Source organism: Parapusillimonas granuli (genome assembly GCF_013416525.1).
Taxonomy (GTDB): domain Bacteria; phylum Pseudomonadota; class Gammaproteobacteria; order Burkholderiales; family Burkholderiaceae_B; genus Parapusillimonas; species Parapusillimonas granuli.
On record NZ_JACCEM010000003.1, the window covers coordinates 334,105 to 350,531 of the forward strand.

Genomic DNA, 16,427 nt, shown 5'->3' on the forward strand with positions numbered 1-16,427 from the left:
AAGCCGCCCCGTGGGCGGTTTCAGTCTTCGCGGCTGGTGACTTCAACCAGGTGGTAGCCGAACTGGGTCTTCACCGGGCCCTGTACCACGCCGACCGGCGCGCTGAACACGACCTCGTCGAATTCCTTCACCATCTGGCCGCGGCCGAACGAACCCAGGTTGCCGCCGTCGCGGCTGGACGGGCAGCTGGAATTCTCTTTGGCCACTTGCGCGAAATCGGCCCCGTTCTCGATCTCGGCCTTGAGTTCCCGGCACTTGGCTTCGGTGTCGACGAGGATGTGGCGGGCTGAGGCTTGGGTCATGGAAATACTCCTTCAAAGAAATGAGCACACAGAGTAACGCAAACCCGGCCAAAGGGCGCGCCCGCCCGCGCGGGCGCACGTATAATACTGGCGCATGAATCCTTCCACCCTCATCGGTATCGTCGCAAGCGTGGCACTGCTGGGCGCGGTGCTGTTCTTTTCCGCCGAAGACGCCGCCGCGTTCGTCGACGTGCCCAGCCTGGGCATCGTGGTGGTCGGCACGCTGGCGGCAACCTTCATCAGCTACCCCTTGCGCGAAGTGCTGCGCATCTTCCGCCTGCTCGGCACCGTGCTGCGCAACGAGCGCCTGCACACCGAGCAGGACATCGACGACCTCATCTCCATTTCGCGGCTGTGGATGAAAGACGACATCCGCAAGGTCGAGGCCGCCCTCGAGAACGTCTCCAATCCCTTCCTCAAGACGGGCGTCCAGCTGGTCATCGACCACACGCCCGAGCAGGACATCGTCGACCTCATGCAATGGCGGGTGTCCCGGCTGCGCGCCCGGGAGCGCGCGGAAGCGCAGCTTTTCAGGACCATGGCCGGCTTTGCGCCGGCGTTCGGCATGCTGGGGACGCTGGTGGGGCTGGTCAACCTGCTCTTCCTGCTGGGCGACGGCGACATGGCCGCCATCGGCCAGCAGATGGCGCTGGCATTGATGACCACTTTCTACGGCATCCTGTTCGCCAATCTGCTGCTCAAGCCCGTGGCGGTCAAGCTGGAACGGCGCACCGAGCAGCGCGTGATCGTCATGAGCATGATCATGCAGGGCGTTTCAATGATGTGCCAGAAGCGCAGCCCTTCGCTGATGCGCGAAACCCTGAACTCCTTCATGGAAGAGCATGAAGACGAAATCAACGACCATCAGGGCAGGCGCGCGCAGGTGCAACAGGCCGAACCGGCCAAGAAGCCGCGCCTGCGGCTCAGGCTGAAACCCAAGGCCAAGCCGCAGACCAGGCCGTCATGAGCGTGGTGCATCAGAACAAGTGGTATGTCGAGCCCGTGCCCGAAGAGGAAACCGAAGGCTGGCTGCTGACCTACCTGGATCTGATCACCTTGTTGCTCGTGTTGCTGGTGGTCATGCTGGCGCTGTCGGGGCAGGCGACCAGGCCCGCGACGGGGTCCGGCCTGCTGCCGGCCGGCAGCGGCTTGCTGCCCGGAGGGTCGGCGCCCGTTTCCATCCAGGTCGTTCCGCCGATCGAGGCGCCGGCGCCGGCCGTTCCCGTCCTGATTCCCGCGCCGGCGGAATCCATGGCGCCGCCGGCCGCCGCGCCTTCGGAGCCCGCCGCGCCCGTCGCTTCGCCCGATCCCGTCGAGCCCTCGGCGCCCATCGCGCCGGCGGGCGGCGGCGCCTGGCCGGCCATCGTCGCACAGACGGAATGGGACCCGCCGGCGTATGCGCCGGGGCTGTCCGATCCGGATCCCTCGGAATCGACGCTGTTCGTCGAACTGCCTTCTTATTTCCTGGCCGAGCCGGACGCCGACGCCGTGCTGCGGCATGTGATGGGGATCGGGCCGGTCGCGCCGGCATCGGCGCCCGCACCCGCACCCGCCGCGCCCAGGCCCGCGCCCGGCGGCATGGGCATGCTGGCGTTGCCGGAGCTCGGCGACGACATCGAAATCATCCGCAAGCGGGAATCCATCAGCTTCCGGATCAACAGCGAGATCCTGTACAGCTCCGCCAAGGCCGATCTCAGCCTGGAAGGGCTGGCCGTCCTGCGCAAGCTGCTGCCGGTGCTCCGGGGCAGCGATTACATCATCACCGTGGAAGGCCATACGGACGCCCTGCCCATACGGGGCGGGCAGTATCCTTCGAACTGGGAGCTTTCGAGCGCCCGGGCCGGCAGAGTGGTCCGCTACCTGGCCGCCAACGGCGTCGGGCGCGCGCGGCTGCGCGCCATCGGCTATGCCGACACCCGGCCGCTGGCCGACAACGACACGGAACAGGGCCGGGCGAGCAACCGGCGCGTGGAAATCATTCTCGAACCGCCTCCGGCGCCCGAGCCCGACGACGATCCTTGAGCAGCACATGAGTTTTCGAACCCTGACCTTCATGCTCGCCGGCCTGGCGATGCTGGGCCCATTCGCCACCGATGCCTATCTGCCGGCCTTCCATAGCATAGGCGCCGAGTTCGAAGTGAGCCAGGCCATGGTGCAGCAGACGCTCAGCCTGTACTTGACGTGCTTTGCGGTGATGAGCCTGTTCTACGGCACCTTGTCCGACAGCTTCGGCCGGCGTTCGGTCATCATCGGCTCGCTGGTGCTGTTCGGCATCGGGTCCGTGGGCGCGATGCTGGCGCCTTCTTTCGGCTGGCTGCTTTTCTTCCGCGGACTGCAGGGCTGTTCGGCGGGTGCGGGGCGCGTCGTGGGGCAGGCCATCGCCCGCGATCGCTACCAGGGCGCGGAAGCGCAGCGGCTGTTCGCCAACATCACGATGGTGTTCAGCCTGGCGCCCGCCATCGCGCCGGTCCTGGGCGGGTATCTGACCAATCTCAGCGGCTGGCGCTCGGTTTTCGGGCTGCTGGCGGTGCTGAGCATTCTTCTGATCGCGGCGAGCCTGCGCAAGCTGCCCGAGACCCTGCCGGTGAACCGGCGCCAGCCTTTTCGGCTGCGCGTCATCGTGTCCAATTATCTGCACGCCTTGCGCCACCCGCCGTTCGTGCTGGCCATTCTCGCGGTGGGCTTCGCGTTTTCCGGCTTCGCTCTGTATATTTCGTCGGCCGCCAGCTTCATCATGAAGATCCTGGGCTTGTCCGAAACCGCGTTTGGATGGCTGTTCATCCCCTTCATCCTGGGGATGATGTCGGGCTCCATGGTCAATTCGCGGTTCGCCGAGAAGCTGGCGCCCGCGACGATGATCCATTGCGGGCAGGGCATCATCGCCCTGGGGGCGCTCGGCAACGTGGTGTACAACGCTTTTTTCACGGCTTCGGTGCCGTGGGCGGTGCTGCCGATTTTCGTCTATTCCTTCGGCCTGTCGCTGGCGCTGCCGGGCATGACGGTGGTCACGCTGGGCACCTTCCCCAGCATGCGGGGCATGGCGTCTTCGCTGCAGAGCTTTGTGCAAATGACGATTTTCGCGGTGATCTCGGGCACGATCGCGCCGCTGCTGTTTCATGATGCGCTGTTGTTGGCATTGGGAATGGCGGGGGGTGCGGCAATGAGCATCGTGCTGTGGTGGGCCAGCACTAGCCGGACGGCGCGCCGGGGCGAGGGTTAACCGTTCAGTGTAAGGGTTAACACCTATCGGAAACAGGTTGCACCAGGTTGTACCCAAGGTGCAACCTGTAGTGTAATCTCTCCACGCAACCGCAACCCAACCCCTACCGGCACTTTATCGTCATGGCCACGACCTCGGCAAACACCACCCTCGGCGTCAAACTCGATGAAGCCACCCGCAACCGCCTGAAAGAGGCGGCCCGCAAGCTCGACCGCAGCCCCCATTGGGTCATCAAGCAATCCATATTCTCCTACCTCGAATCCCTGGACAGCGGCGTCTCGGTGATGGAGCTCCACAGCGTCGCGGCGCGCGTCGCCCGGGGCGAGGTCGAAGCGGTGGAATCCCTGCCTGAAGCCATCCACCAGCCCTTCCTGGAATTCGCCGAAAGCATCCTGCCACAGTCGGTCCTGCGCGCCGCCATCACCGGCGCCTACCGGCGGCCGGAAGAAGAGGTCGTGCCCATGCTGCTCGACCAGGCGCGCCTGCCCGGCGACGTCGCGGAATCGGCGGGGGCGCTGGCCTATCGGCTGGCGGAAAAACTGCGCGGCCAGAAGAACGCGGGCGGGCGCGCCGGCCTGGTGCAAGGCCTGCTGCAGGAATTTTCCCTGTCCTCCCAGGAAGGCGTGGCCCTCATGTGCCTGGCCGAAGCCCTTTTGCGCATTCCCGACAAAGGCACGCGGGACGCGCTCATCCGCGACAAGATCAGCAATGGCAACTGGCAGCAGCACGTCGGCCAGAGCCCGTCCATGTTCGTCAACGCGGCATCCTGGGGGCTGGTGATCACCGGCAAGCTGGTGTCCACGCACAACGAAGCCGGCCTGTCCAGCGCGCTGAACCGCATCATCGGCAAGAGCGGCGAGCCCCTGATACGCAAAGGCGTCGACATGGCCATGCGCCTGATGGGCGAACAGTTCGTCACCGGCGAAACCATCGGGCAGGCGCTTGCCAACGCCGGCGCATTCGAGGCCCGGGGGTTCCGCTATTCCTACGACATGCTGGGCGAGGCGGCCATGACCGACGGCGACGCCCGCAACTACCTGGCGGCCTACGAGCAGGCCATCCATGCCATCGGCAAGGCCTCGAACGGCCGCGGCATCTATGAAGGCCCCGGCATATCCATCAAGCTTTCGGCCTTGCATCCGCGCTACGGCCGCAGCCAGTACGCACGCGTCATGGACGAGCTTTATCCGCGCCTGCTGGGCCTGGCGCAGCTGGCGCGGGGCTACGACATCGGCATCAACATCGACGCCGAAGAAGCCGACCGGCTGGAGATCTCGCTGGACCTGCTCGAGCGCCTGTGCTTCGAGCCCGCGCTGAAGGGCTGGAACGGAATCGGCTTCGTGATCCAGGCGTATCAGAAGCGCTGTCCCTACGTCATCGACTACCTGGTGGACCTGGCCCGCCGCAGCCATCATCGATTGATGATCCGGCTGGTGAAAGGGGCGTACTGGGACAGCGAGATCAAGCGGGCCCAGGTCGACGGCCTGGAGGGATACCCGGTCTATACGCGCAAAGTGTATACGGACCTTTCCTACCTGGCCTGCGCGCGCAAGCTGCTGCTCGTCCCGGACGCCGTCTACCCGCAGTTCGCCACCCACAACGCCCACACGCTGGCGGCGGTGTATTACCTGGCGGGGCAGAACTACTACCCCGGGCAGTATGAGTTCCAATGCCTGCACGGAATGGGCGAACCGCTGTACGAGCAGGTGGTCGGCAAGCGCGCGAACGGCGGCCTGGACCGCCCCTGCCGCATCTACGCGCCGGTGGGAACGCATGAAACGCTGCTGGCGTATCTGGTGCGCCGCCTGCTGGAAAACGGCGCCAATACGTCTTTCGTCAATCGCATCGCCGATCCCGGCATTCCCCTGGCGGCGCTGGTCGAGGACCCCGCGGTGTCGATCGCCAGAATGGCGCAGGACGATGGCGCCGCCGGCCTGCCGCATCCGCGCATCCCGCTGCCGCGCGCCCTGTATGGCGAAAGCCGGCTGAATTCCAGCGGCATCGATTTGTCCAACGAGCACCGGCTGGGCTCTTTGTCGAGCGCCTTGCTGGCCTCGGCCCACGCGGACTGGGCGGCGCGGCCCATGCTGGCCTGCGCGGCGACGGAAACCGAGCCCGCGCCCATTCTGAACCCGGCGGACCACCGCGATGTCGTCGGGCGGGTGATGAACACGGCGCCGGCCGACATCCCCCGCATCGTCGACGCGTCGCTGGCCGCCGCGCCGATCTGGCAGGCCACCCCGAGCACCGAGCGCGCGGCCATCCTCGAGCGCGCCGCCGACCTGATGGAAGGGCAGATCCAGCCCCTGATCGGCCTGATCGTCCGCGAAGCGGGCAAGACGTTCTCGAACGCGATCGCCGAAGTGCGCGAGGCGGTGGACTTCCTGCGGTACTACGCGACGCAGGCGCGCCAGGACTTCTCCAATGACAGCCATCGCCCCCTCGGGCCGATCGTCTGCATCAGCCCCTGGAATTTTCCGCTGGCCATCTTCACCGGCCAGGTGGCGGCCGCACTGGCGGCGGGCAATACCGTGCTCGCCAAGCCCGCCGAGCAGACGCCGCTCATCGCCGCGCAGTCCATCGGCATATTGCTGCAGGCCGGCGTGCCGGAGAGTGTGGTGCAGCTGGTGCCGGGCGACGGCGCCATAGGCGGCGCGCTCGTCGGCGACGAGCGGATCCGCGGCGTCATGTTCACCGGGTCGACCGAAGTCGCCGGCATCCTGCAGCGCAGCCTGGCCGGGCGGCTGGACGCGCAAGGCAGGCCCGTGCCGCTCATCGCGGAAACGGGCGGCCAGAACGCCATGATCGTCGATTCGTCGGCGCTGGCCGAGCAAGTCGTCCAGGACGTGGTCACCTCCGCATTCGACAGCGCCGGCCAGCGCTGCTCGGCCCTGCGCGTGCTGTGCGTGCAGGAAGACGTGGCCGACCGCATCATCGCCATGATCAAGGGGGCCATGGCCGAATACCGCATGGGCAATCCCGACCACATCGCCGTGGACATCGGGCCCGTGATCGACGCCGAGGCGCGGGCCAACATCGAGCGGCACATATCCGCCATGCAGGCGAGCGGGCACTCCGTCGACCGGCTGGCGCGCAGCGAGCCCGAAGCCGTGGCGCACGGCACCTTCGTCACGCCGGCCCTCATCGCCATCGACAGCCTGGAAGAGCTGGAGCGCGAAGTGTTCGGCCCCGTGCTGCACGTGCTGCGGTATCGGCGCGCAGACCTCGACGCGCTGATCGACCAGATCAACGCCACGGGCTATGGGCTCACTTTGGGCGTGCACACCCGCATCAATGAAACCATAGACCGCGTGGTCGAACGCGCGCATGCCGGCAACATCTACGTGAACCGGAACATCGTCGGCGCGGTGGTCGGGGTTCAGCCGTTCGGCGGCGAAGGGCTGTCGGGCACGGGCCCGAAAGCCGGCGGGCCCTTGTACCTGTACCGCCTGCTGGCCAGCCGGCCGGAAGACGCCGTGGGCCGCACGCTGGCCCGCCTGGACGGCGGGCGCGCGCCCGACACCCGGCTACGCGAACTGCTGGCCAAGAAGGACGGCGGAGCGCTCGACGCCTTGAGGGCCTGGGCCGCGCAGCAGGAGCGCGGCGACTTGGCGCGGCTGTGCGACCATTATGCGGGCCTGTCCCAAAGCGGCTTCACGCGCAGCCTGCCGGGCCCGACCGGCGAAAGCAATACCTACCGCCTGCTGCCCCGGCCGCGCGTGCTGTGCCTGGCCGCGAACGAGGACGACCTGCTGGCGCAGCTGGCGGCGGCGGTGGCCGTGGGCTCGGCCGTGCTGTGGGAAGACGGCCCGCCGGGCCGCGGCGTGTACGAAAGCCTGCCGCCGGCCTTGCGCGCGCGCATCGGCCTGGTTGCCGATTACGCCGCGGACGATGTATTGTTCGACGTCGTGCTGCATCATGGCGACGGCGATCAGCTGCGCGCGGCTGCTCAGCGCATCGCGCAGCGCCGCGGGCCGATTGCCGGCGTCATCGGCCTGGCGCAGGGGGAAACCGGCATACCGCTGGAACGCCTGCTCGTCGAGCGCGCCGTCAGCGTGAACACGGCCGCGGCGGGCGGCAACGCCAGCCTGATGACCATAGGCTGACCCCGGCATTCTTCATCATTCGAACAGGAAGGCGACGACGACATGCAGAACATCCCGACCACGGTCCGCGTGCCCATGGCCGAACTGACCGCCCTGCTGGCGCGCATCTTCCAGCGCCACGGGACTTCGGCGGAAGTGGCCGCCATCCTGGCCGACAATGTCGCCCGCGCCCAGCGCGACGGTTCGCACAGCCACGGCGTTTTCCGCATACCGGGCTATCTTTCCACCCTGGCCAGCGGCTGGGTGGACGGCAAGGCGGTGCCGGTGGTCAGCGATTCGGCGCCGGGCTATGTCAGCGTCGACGCGCGCAACGGTTTCGCACAGCCCGCGCTGGCGGCGGCGCGCGAAGCGCTGGTGGCCAAGGCCCGGCGCAATGGCATCGCGCTGCTGGCCATCCACGATTCCCATCATTTCGCTGCGCTCTGGCCGGACGTGGAGCCTTTCGCCCGCGAAGGCCTGGTGGCGCTCACTTTCGTCAACAGCATGGCTTGCGTCGTTCCACATGGCGGCCGCCAGGCGCTGTTCGGCACGAACCCCATCGCCTTTGCCGCTCCGCGCAGCGGCGGGGACCCGCTGGTGTTCGACCTGGCCACCAGCGCCATCGCCCACGGCGATGTGCAGATCGCCGCCCGCGAGGGGCGCCGGCTGCCGCCCGGCCATGGCGTCGACGGCACGGGCGCGCCCACCGAGGATCCGAATGCCATCCTGAACGGCGGGGCGCTGCTGCCTTTTGGCGGCCACAAGGGTTCCGCTCTGTCGATGATGGTGGAGCTGCTTGCCGCGGCGTTGACGGGCGGGAATTTTTCCTTCGGTTTCACCTGGGCGAATCATCCGGGCGCGCAGACGCCACGGACGGGGCAGTTGTTCATAGTCATCGATCCTTCCAGGGGCCCCGGGAGCGATTTCGCGCAGCGCGCGGAAGAGCTGGTCGGTGCGATGCACGACGCCGGCCAGCCCCGCATGCCGGGGGACCGCCGTTATCGGCAGCGCAAAGAGGCGGAATCGCAAGGCGTGGCCATCGACGGCGACCAGCTTGCGCGCTTGCGGGAGCTGGCGGGGTAAGGCGGCCAACCGGCAGGCCGTGCTTATAATGATTCTCGTTCAAATTTCAAGCGCCCCTCGACATGTCCCTCTCGCCACTTGCCGTCCAGAAGATCCAGCACCCCCTCAAAGCCCGCATGCTCCAAGTGCGGCGCGTCACGCCCCTGAACCCCGACATGGTCCGCATCACCTTGGGCGGAGACGACCTGGCGGGCTTTCTGTCGGCTTCTTTCGACGATCACGTCAAGCTTTTCCTGCCGCCCGCGCCGGGCGCCAAGCCGGCCTTGCCGGTGATCGGGCCCAAGGGCCCCGCGTTTCCCGAAGGCCGGCCGCGCCCGGTCTCGCGCGACTACACGCCCCGTCTTTACGACGCCGGCGCGCAGGAACTGCACATCGATTTCGTCTTGCATCATTCCGGGCCCGCGACCGACTGGGCGGCCGGCGCGAAACCCGGGGACTTCCTGGGGGTGGCGGGGCCTCGCGGCTCGTTCATCATTCCCCATGGATACGACTGGCACCTGCTCATCGGCGACGAGACCGCCATCCCCGCCATCGGCCGCAGGCTGGCGGAACTGCCGGCGCACACACGCGCGATCGCCGTGATCAAGACACGCAATGCCTCCGCGCGCACGGACTTCGAAACACGCTGCGGCCTGGACATCGAATGGGTGCTCGAAGAAGCGGCGGAAGCGGGCGGCATGGACGCCCTGGAGCGGGCGGTCAGGGCAGTGGCCCTGCCCGCGGGCGAAGGCTATGCCTGGGCCGCGGGCGAATACACGGACATCAAGCGCATACGCGAGCATCTGGTCGAAGAACGCGGAATCGACAAGTCCCGCATACGCGCGGCCAGCTACTGGCGCAAGGCCGCCGAAGCGACCCACGTGAACTTCGAGTGATGTCCGCAGTTCGGCGGGCGGGCCGGGGTTTTCGCGACGGCCGGTGCGCTCGGCCCGGCGCGCGCCTCATGGCGACTTGTTCTGCAGCCGCTGGAGCAAGCCGTTGACGGCCGTGATGTGCTCCGGCGACGTATGGGCGATGGCCTGCAGCGCGGCGGCCATGTCCAGGTGATCGGGCAGGCTGCTGCGCTCCGCGCTGCGCAGCAGGCGCTTGGCCATGCGTATGGTGTTCCCGGGATGGCTGCCGATTCTTTCCGCGAGCGCCAGCGCGCTGTTCAATAGCTGTTCCGGGCTCGTGAGCTGGGACACCAGGCCGCAGCGCAGGGCTTCGTCGGCGCCGATGGGGCTGGCGGTGAAGGTCATGGCCATTGCGGTGGACCGCCCGACCAGGCGCGGCAGGATCCAGGAGCCGCCGTCGCCGGATATGATGCCCAGCTCCGCGAAGCTGACGCAGAAGGTGGCGTTGGCGGACGCGATGCGGATGTCGCACATGCAGGCGAGGTCGCAGCCGGCGCCGTACGCGGCCCCGTTAACGGCGGCTATCGTGGGGATGTCGGCGTCGTTCAGCGCAAGCGGCACCTGATGTATGGTTTCCTTGTAGCGCGTGCGGATGTCCTGCGGCGTTCCGGCGGAAAACCCCTCCCGGTTCGCCATCTTGCGCAGATCGCCGCCCGCGCAGAACGCTTTCCCCTTTCCCGTAATGATCAAGGCGCGCGCGGTGGGATCCCGATCGGCTTGCCGGATCTTGTCCGCCAGTTCCAGGAACTGGTTTTCGGTCGACAGCCGGTTCAGTTCGTCCGGCCGGTCCAGCCAGAGAATGATCGTGTCCCCGCGCCTTTCGGTGTGCACCAGGCCGGCGTCATGTGTCATGTGCCGCTCCAGCGGGGCGCGCGCTTTTCCGCAAAGGCGCGCGGGCCCTCGATCGCGTCCTGGCTATGGTAGACGCGTTCATGGATGCGCTTGGCGGCTTCGAAGCCTTCCTTGCAGCCCAGGTCCATGGCGGCGCCGATGCTCTGCTTGGCGGCCCAGACCGTCAGCGGGGCGTTGTCGCGTATGCTTTTGGCGAGCTTGCGGGCCCGGTCGCGCACCGCCGCGGGCGTGGCTTCGACGTGGTTGATGAAGCCGAGTTCGCGGAAGCGTTCGATGGGCTGCAGTTCGGCGGACATCATGAGCTCCATCAGGAAAGGCTGGGGCAGCATCCACAGCATGGGCACGGCCCAGGGGGCGCCCCGGCCCACCCTGGCCTCGGAGATGCCGCCCAGGGTGCCCGCCAGCCCGATGCGCAGGTCGCAATTGGCCGCCAACACCATGCCGCCCGCCGTGAAATGCCCGGTCATGGCCGCGATGATGGGCTTTTCCACGGCGCGCATGCGCTGATGGAAGGGGTCGCGGAAGAGATCGAGAATGTCCATGTTGGATTCGGCCTGGACCCGGGACGCTTCTTTCAAGTCCATGCCCGCGCAGAACGTGCCGCAGTCCGAAGACGTGAGAATGGCCACCCGGATGGCGGGGTCGGCGTCGACTCGTTCCCAGAGGTCGAGCAGGCGATTGCCGACTTCGATCGAGAGCGCGTTGCGCTGCGCCGGGCGGTTGATGGTGATGGTGGCGATGCCGTCGTCGACATCGAAAAGTACCGCATCGGTCTGGCCCATGGGTTGTGCTCCAGTTGGCGTCTGTTCTTCCGGGTGGCCTTATGGCTGCGGGCGGCTCTTGACCATGCGCAGCGGGTTGTAGCTTGCCACGACTTCGCCGCGCTGATTGACGACCCGATTGGCGGTGCGCATCAGGCCCCGGCCCGGCTTGCTGGTTGCGCGCGCTTCCACCACTTCGCATTCCACATGGATGGTGTCGCCCGCCGTGGTGGGCCGATGGATCTTGAGGTCGGCCTCGAGGAACGCCATGCCGGTGCGCTGCATCGTGCTTTGCATCAACAGCCCTTCCGCGATGCAAAACACCAGCGAGCCCGGAACCGGGCGCGAACCGATGACCGAGACCTCGGAAATGTATTCCACGTTGGTGAACATTTCCTCGACCATGCCCGTGGCGCCCACGAACAGGGTGATGTCGGCTTCCGTGATGGTGCGCCCCAGCGTGCGGAAGCGATAGCCGACTTCGACGTCGTCCCAGTAGAGGCCGATGCCGTAGACGTCCAGGCCGTTCTTGTCTTTGGTGATGGGCTGATGTTTCATGATCGATGGCTCTTTCTGATGGTCAAACGATGCCGGCTTGCTGGAGTTTGGCGAACTCGTCGTCGCTCAAGCCGAGGCCCGACAGGACCTGATGCGTATGCTGCCCCAGCACGGGCGGCGCCTCGGTCAGGTTCAGCGGCGTTTCGGAGAAACGTATCGGGTTGTTGATGCCCGGGACCCGGCCATACAGGGGGTGGTCCAGGTCCAGGCGCATGCCGCGTTCAATCACCTGCGGGTCGTTGAACACCCGGTCTATCGTGTTGATGGGCCCGCAAGGCACCTGGGCCTCTTCCAGCAGCTTCACCCATTCTTCCACGCCGCGGGTGCGCGTGATGGCTTCCAGGCGCTGGTTCATTGCCGCGCGGTTGGCGACCCGGTCGCGGATGGTCCTGAACCGGGGATCCTCGGCGAAATCCGGCTGCCCGATCGCGTTGCAGAAGCGCTGGAACTGCGTGTCGTTGCCGATGGTAAGGATGATGTGGCCGTCCCGGGCGGGGTACACCTGATAGGGCGCGATGTTGGGGTGGCCGGTGCCCATGCGGACCGGCGCCACCCCGCTGGTGAGGTAATTCATTCCCTGGTTGACCAGCGAGCCGACCATGCAGTCGAGCAGGCTGATGTCGATGTGCTGGCCGCCGCCGCCTTGATCGCGATGGCGCAGCGCCGCCAGGATGGCCACGGTTGCGTACATGCCGGTCAGGATGTCGGCCACGGCCACGCCCACCCGCTGGGGACCGCCGCCCGGAAGGCCGTCGCGTTCGCCGGTGACGCTCATGAGGCCGCCCATGCCCTGGATCAGGAAATCATAGCCCGCCCGGTCCTTGTACGGCCCCGTTTGCCCGAAACCGGTGACCGAGCAATACACCAGCCCGGGATTGAGCTCGCGCAAGGATGCGTAGTCGAGACCATATTTCTTGAGTGCGCCGACCTTGTAGTTTTCGACCAGCACGTCGGCATCGGCCGCCAGATCGCGCACCAGCGCCTGGCCTTCGGGTTTGCTGAAGTCGATGGTGACGGATTGCTTGCCGCGGTTGCAGCACATGAAGTAGGCGGCGTCGCCCGGTTCATTCGTTGCGGCGGTGTGCAGGAACGGCGGGCCCATGTGCCGGGTGTCGTCGCCGCTGCCGGGCCGTTCGACTTTGATGACCTCGGCGCCGAGGTCGGCCAGGTTCTGGGTGGCCCACGGCCCGGCAAGAATGCGTGACAAATCGAGAACCCGTATGTTGGACAGCATTTTTGTCATGGCGGTCAGGCAGGAAAGTGGACGAAAGTAAGCGAACGATATCCGGAATGCCCGGTGCTGTCAATTTAAAATGAAATCTAAAGAATATAAATGGAACTAAATTCGTGAAACCGGGAAATTCTTAGTATGCATCATGAATACAAGGAGGAAATGCCTTGGCTGATACGTGAATTTATAATGAAATTGATGTTGACATATTGAAATTCGCTGCTTACCATTCCGTCATAGCCGAATCGATCTCGTCCATCGCCGGGCAAGATCCCAACCTGGATATCGCCATGATGAATCTGCCTTACGGTGAACTCGCCATCGGACAGCGCGCCCGGTCGCGAGGGCGCACGATCACTGAAACAGACGTCGTCAACTTTTGCATGCTGACCGGCAACTGGCTCGAAATCCACGCCAATGCGGAATTCAGCGCCAAATCCAGGTACGGGCAAAGAGTCGTCCAGGGCGGCCTGGTCTTCGTCATCAGCAATGCCTTGCTGGGCTTCGATTCCGAAGTGGTGGAAGCCTTCTACGGCGTCGACAGGCTGCGCTTCCTCAAGCCCACCTTCATCGGCGACACCTTGCATGCGGAAAGCGAAGTGATCGCGTTGCGCGACAAGGGGGAAGCCCACGGGGTCGCCACGGCGCTGCTGACGGCCGTCAATCAGCGCAAGGAACGGGTGATGAGCTGCGAGTTCAGCCTGCTGCTCCGCCGCGAGCGCCTGATCGTATCCCCGGACGAATAGCCGTCCCGCCTCGCCCGGGCGGGCAAGAAAATTTCGATACACGGAGCCTTTATGAATTTCTTGACGGAAGAACAAGCGCTTTGGCAAGAGACCGTCGCGCGGGTGATGGAGAAAGAAGTAACGCGCGAATACGTGCGCCAGTGCGACACCGATCGCCAGTATCCCTACGAGGCCTACGAAAAGATCGCCCGCATGGGGTGGCTGCGGCTGCTGATACCCGAAGAGCAGGGCGGCGACGGCGGCACCATCTTCGATTACGCCCTGATGTGCGAAGGGCTCGCGCGCTACGGCTTCGATTTCGCCACCGCGTTCATGGTGTCGACCTTCACCGCGATGAACATCGTCAAGTACGGAACGCCCGAGCAGAGGGAGCAATATCTCGAACCCTTCATGAAAGGCGCGATCCGCTTCTCCATTTCGATATCCGAGCCGTCCGCGGGTTCGGACGCCGCCAATACCAAGACGCGCGCCGAAACCGACGGCCGGCACTGGACGATACGCGGCCAGAAGCTGTGGTGTTCCGGCGCCGCGGCAAAGAACACCGTCATCGCCATGCTGGTCAGGACCGACAAAGACGCCAAGAAGCATCGCGGGCTGAGCGTCCTGCTGGTGCCCAACGACACGCACGGCGTCGATATCCGCAGGCTGCCCACCCTGGCCCGGCGGGCGACCGGCACCACGGAAATCTTCCTCGACGGCGCCCAGGTGCCGGCCGGCAATATTCTCGGCGCGCCGGGCATGGGCTGGGAAATCATCACGGATCACCTCGAGCTCGAGCGCATCGCGGTCGCGGCCGCCTACGTCGGCAACGCCCAGCAAGCCGTCACCGACGCCTTGCGCTACGCCCATGAGCGCATTCAGTTCGACAAATCCATTTTCGAATTCCAGGTGCTCCGCCACATGCTGGCCGACATGCAGACCAGCGTCGATGCGGCGCGGCTCCTGGTGTACAGGGCGGCCGACATGGCCACGCGCGGCGAACCCTGCAGCCGGGAAGTCAGCATGGCCAAGCTGTTCGCGTCCGAAACGCTGCAGACGGTAACGCGCAACGGCATGCAGATTCTCGGCGGCCACAGCATGCTGCCGGAGGCCGACATGGAGCGCTACTTCCGCGAAGGCATGCAGTCCACCATCGGCGGCGGAACCTCGCAGATCCAACGGACCATCATCGCCAAGTCCCTGCGTCTTTGAGCGCCCATTCACATAACGCCACGCCCAGGAGGCCCCATGACCACTACGCCCTCGCCCATCCCCGAAAGCGACCTCACCGCAAGCCTCGCGGACCAGATCGCCGAGCTCGTCAACCGGGGCCTGTCCGGCCCGGACACCGAGCAAGTCCGCAGGCTCATGCTGGATTCGCTCGGCGTGGCGCTGCGCGGGGCCGCGCTGCCCTGGGCGCGCGACATCGCCGACTGGTCCCGGCGGTTCTTCGGCACCGGCGCCGCCCCTGTGATCAGGACCGGCGCCTCGGCGGCCGCGTCGGTCGCCGCGCTGGTGCACGGCACGGCGGCGCACGGCTACGAGCTCGACGACACGCACGACGAAACGATGAGCCATCCCGCCTGCACCGTGCTGCCCGCGGCGCTCGCGGTCGGGGCGGAAACGGGCGCATCGCAGCGCCTGCTGTTCGTCGCCATCGCCGCGGGTTATGAAGCCATGGCGCGCGCCGGCCTGATGGCGCACGGGCTGCGCGTGATCGAAGGCGGATTTCATCCCACGCCGGTATTCGGGTCGTTCGGCGCCGCCGCCGCTTGCGTGGTGCTGCTCCATGGCGAAGGCAAGCCGATAGACACCGGCAAGCTGATCACCGCCTGGGGCCATGCCTTGTCCCAGACGAGCGGAACCATGCAGTTTTCCGTGGACCCGGCCGGCGGCGCCGTCAAGCGGCTGCACGCCGGCTATGCCGCGCGCAACGGCGTGATGGCCGCCGAATTGGCCATGGAGTCCGGGATCGGCACGCCGCGGCGCTCGCTCGACGGCCGCTACGGCCTGGCCAGGATGTTCGGCGGCGAAGTCCACGCGCCGCCGCCGCGGCGGGCGCAGGAGCCGCTGCAGATCCACCGCATCAGTCTCAAGCCTTATTCCTGCTGCCGGATCTTCCATTCCACCATCGACGCCCTGGGCGAGGTCACCGAGGCATACAGCACGCCGGTCGAGCGCATCCGCCGCATCGTCGTGCGGGGCCCGCGGTTGATCGAAGACCAGCACATGATGCGCCGGCCGCGTTCCGTCATGGCGGCCCAGTACAGCTGCCCTTATCTGGTCGGCGCGTCGCTGGCTTACGGCCCTTCCCGCTACGATGCCTACAGCGACGCGCATCTCGACGATCCGCGCATCCTTGAAATCGCCGATCTGGTGCATTTCGAGTATGACGCCGAGCTGGAGGCGATGTATCCGAAGCAGTTCCCGACGGCCGTCACCATCGCTTTCACCGACGGCTCCATCAAGACCTCATTGGTGCAAGACAGCTTCGGCACGCCGGCCAAGCCCATGACGGCCGACCAGATCGCCCAAAAGGCGCGCAGCCTGCTCAGGGAGATCGACTCGGAAGTCGACGTGGAGGCCTGCCGGGAACGGATCTGGGATGACGGTACGGACGCTCGCACTCTCGCAAGCATCATGGCGGGAAGATGACGCCGCGCCGATGCAGCGCGCAGCAACCACACCATCGTATGACGATAACTCGAAGGAGACAC

14 protein-coding genes are annotated in these 16,427 nt (G+C 66.3%); 9 read left to right on the plus strand and 5 right to left on the minus strand.

The annotated features are described in order from the left end of the window. Window positions 1-20: 20 nt before the first annotated feature. Window positions 21-302 (minus strand): peptidylprolyl isomerase, encoded by a 282-nt coding sequence (locus H0A72_RS06835; protein ID WP_180154318.1) that lies wholly within the window; start codon window positions 300-302, stop codon window positions 21-23. 94 nt (window positions 303-396) lie between these two features. Here H0A72_RS06835 and H0A72_RS06840 point away from each other — a divergent pair, with 94 nt between their 5' ends. From H0A72_RS06840 to H0A72_RS06870, 6 genes are all read left to right on the plus strand, one after another. Continuing rightward, window positions 397-1,269 (plus strand): motility protein A, encoded by an 873-nt coding sequence (locus tag H0A72_RS06840; RefSeq protein WP_180154319.1) that lies wholly within the window; start codon window positions 397-399, stop codon window positions 1,267-1,269. Continuing rightward, the gene (locus tag H0A72_RS22095; protein ID WP_246436860.1) at window positions 1,266-2,324 is read left to right on the plus strand and encodes an OmpA family protein; all 1,059 of its coding nucleotides are present in this window, start codon (window positions 1,266-1,268) and stop codon (window positions 2,322-2,324) included. The genes H0A72_RS06840 and H0A72_RS22095 overlap by 4 nt, the downstream gene beginning before the upstream one ends. Window positions 2,325-2,331: 7 nt before the next feature. Next, complete coding sequence (locus H0A72_RS06855; protein ID WP_180154320.1) at window positions 2,332-3,522, plus strand: multidrug effflux MFS transporter; 1,191 nt, start codon at window positions 2,332-2,334, stop codon at window positions 3,520-3,522. Window positions 3,523-3,644: 122 nt separating this feature from the next. Beyond that, the gene (gene putA, locus H0A72_RS06860) at window positions 3,645-7,628 is read left to right on the plus strand and encodes a trifunctional transcriptional regulator/proline dehydrogenase/L-glutamate gamma-semialdehyde dehydrogenase (RefSeq protein WP_180154321.1); all 3,984 of its coding nucleotides are present in this window, start codon (window positions 3,645-3,647) and stop codon (window positions 7,626-7,628) included. Between the two features lie 42 nt (window positions 7,629-7,670). After that, window positions 7,671-8,690 (plus strand): Ldh family oxidoreductase, encoded by a 1,020-nt coding sequence (locus tag H0A72_RS06865; protein ID WP_180154322.1) that lies wholly within the window; start codon window positions 7,671-7,673, stop codon window positions 8,688-8,690. A 62-nt stretch (window positions 8,691-8,752) separates the two neighbouring features. Further along, window positions 8,753-9,565, plus strand: a complete 813-nt coding sequence (locus H0A72_RS06870; RefSeq protein WP_180154323.1) for a siderophore-interacting protein — start codon at window positions 8,753-8,755, stop codon at window positions 9,563-9,565. A 66-nt stretch (window positions 9,566-9,631) separates the two neighbouring features. Here H0A72_RS06870 and H0A72_RS06875 read toward each other — a convergent pair whose 3' ends face one another. From H0A72_RS06875 to H0A72_RS06890, 4 genes are read right to left on the minus strand one after another with little or no spacing between them, the layout of a single operon-like run. Then, complete coding sequence (locus tag H0A72_RS06875) at window positions 9,632-10,435, minus strand: enoyl-CoA hydratase-related protein (RefSeq protein WP_180154324.1); 804 nt, start codon at window positions 10,433-10,435, stop codon at window positions 9,632-9,634. Beyond that, window positions 10,432-11,217: an enoyl-CoA hydratase/isomerase family protein gene (locus H0A72_RS06880; RefSeq protein ID WP_180154325.1), complete on the minus strand. Its 786-nt coding sequence runs from the start codon at window positions 11,215-11,217 to the stop codon at window positions 10,432-10,434. Before H0A72_RS06880 ends, H0A72_RS06875 begins: the two co-directional genes overlap by 4 nt. A gap of 39 nt (window positions 11,218-11,256) precedes the next feature. Then, entirely contained in the window at window positions 11,257-11,754 is a 498-nt protein-coding gene (locus H0A72_RS06885; protein ID WP_180154326.1) for an FAS1-like dehydratase domain-containing protein, read from the minus strand. A gap of 22 nt (window positions 11,755-11,776) precedes the next feature. Continuing rightward, the gene (locus tag H0A72_RS06890) at window positions 11,777-12,997 is read right to left on the minus strand and encodes a CaiB/BaiF CoA transferase family protein (RefSeq protein ID WP_180154327.1); all 1,221 of its coding nucleotides are present in this window, start codon (window positions 12,995-12,997) and stop codon (window positions 11,777-11,779) included. 197 nt (window positions 12,998-13,194) lie between these two features. Here H0A72_RS06890 and H0A72_RS06895 point away from each other — a divergent pair, with 197 nt between their 5' ends. Genes H0A72_RS06895 through H0A72_RS06905 form a run of 3 tightly spaced genes read left to right on the plus strand, consistent with a single transcriptional unit; the run spans window position 13,195 to window position 16,365 of the window. Beyond that, window positions 13,195-13,731, plus strand: coding sequence for a MaoC/PaaZ C-terminal domain-containing protein (locus H0A72_RS06895; RefSeq protein ID WP_246436859.1), 537 nt, complete (start codon window positions 13,195-13,197; stop codon window positions 13,729-13,731). Window positions 13,732-13,782: 51 nt separating this feature from the next. Further along, window positions 13,783-14,922 (plus strand): acyl-CoA dehydrogenase family protein, encoded by a 1,140-nt coding sequence (locus tag H0A72_RS06900; RefSeq protein ID WP_180154328.1) that lies wholly within the window; start codon window positions 13,783-13,785, stop codon window positions 14,920-14,922. Window positions 14,923-14,958: 36 nt separating this feature from the next. Continuing rightward, on the plus strand, window positions 14,959-16,365 hold the full coding sequence (locus tag H0A72_RS06905) for an MmgE/PrpD family protein (protein ID WP_180154329.1): 1,407 nt from the start codon (window positions 14,959-14,961) through the stop codon (window positions 16,363-16,365). Window positions 16,366-16,427 lie beyond the last annotated feature (62 nt).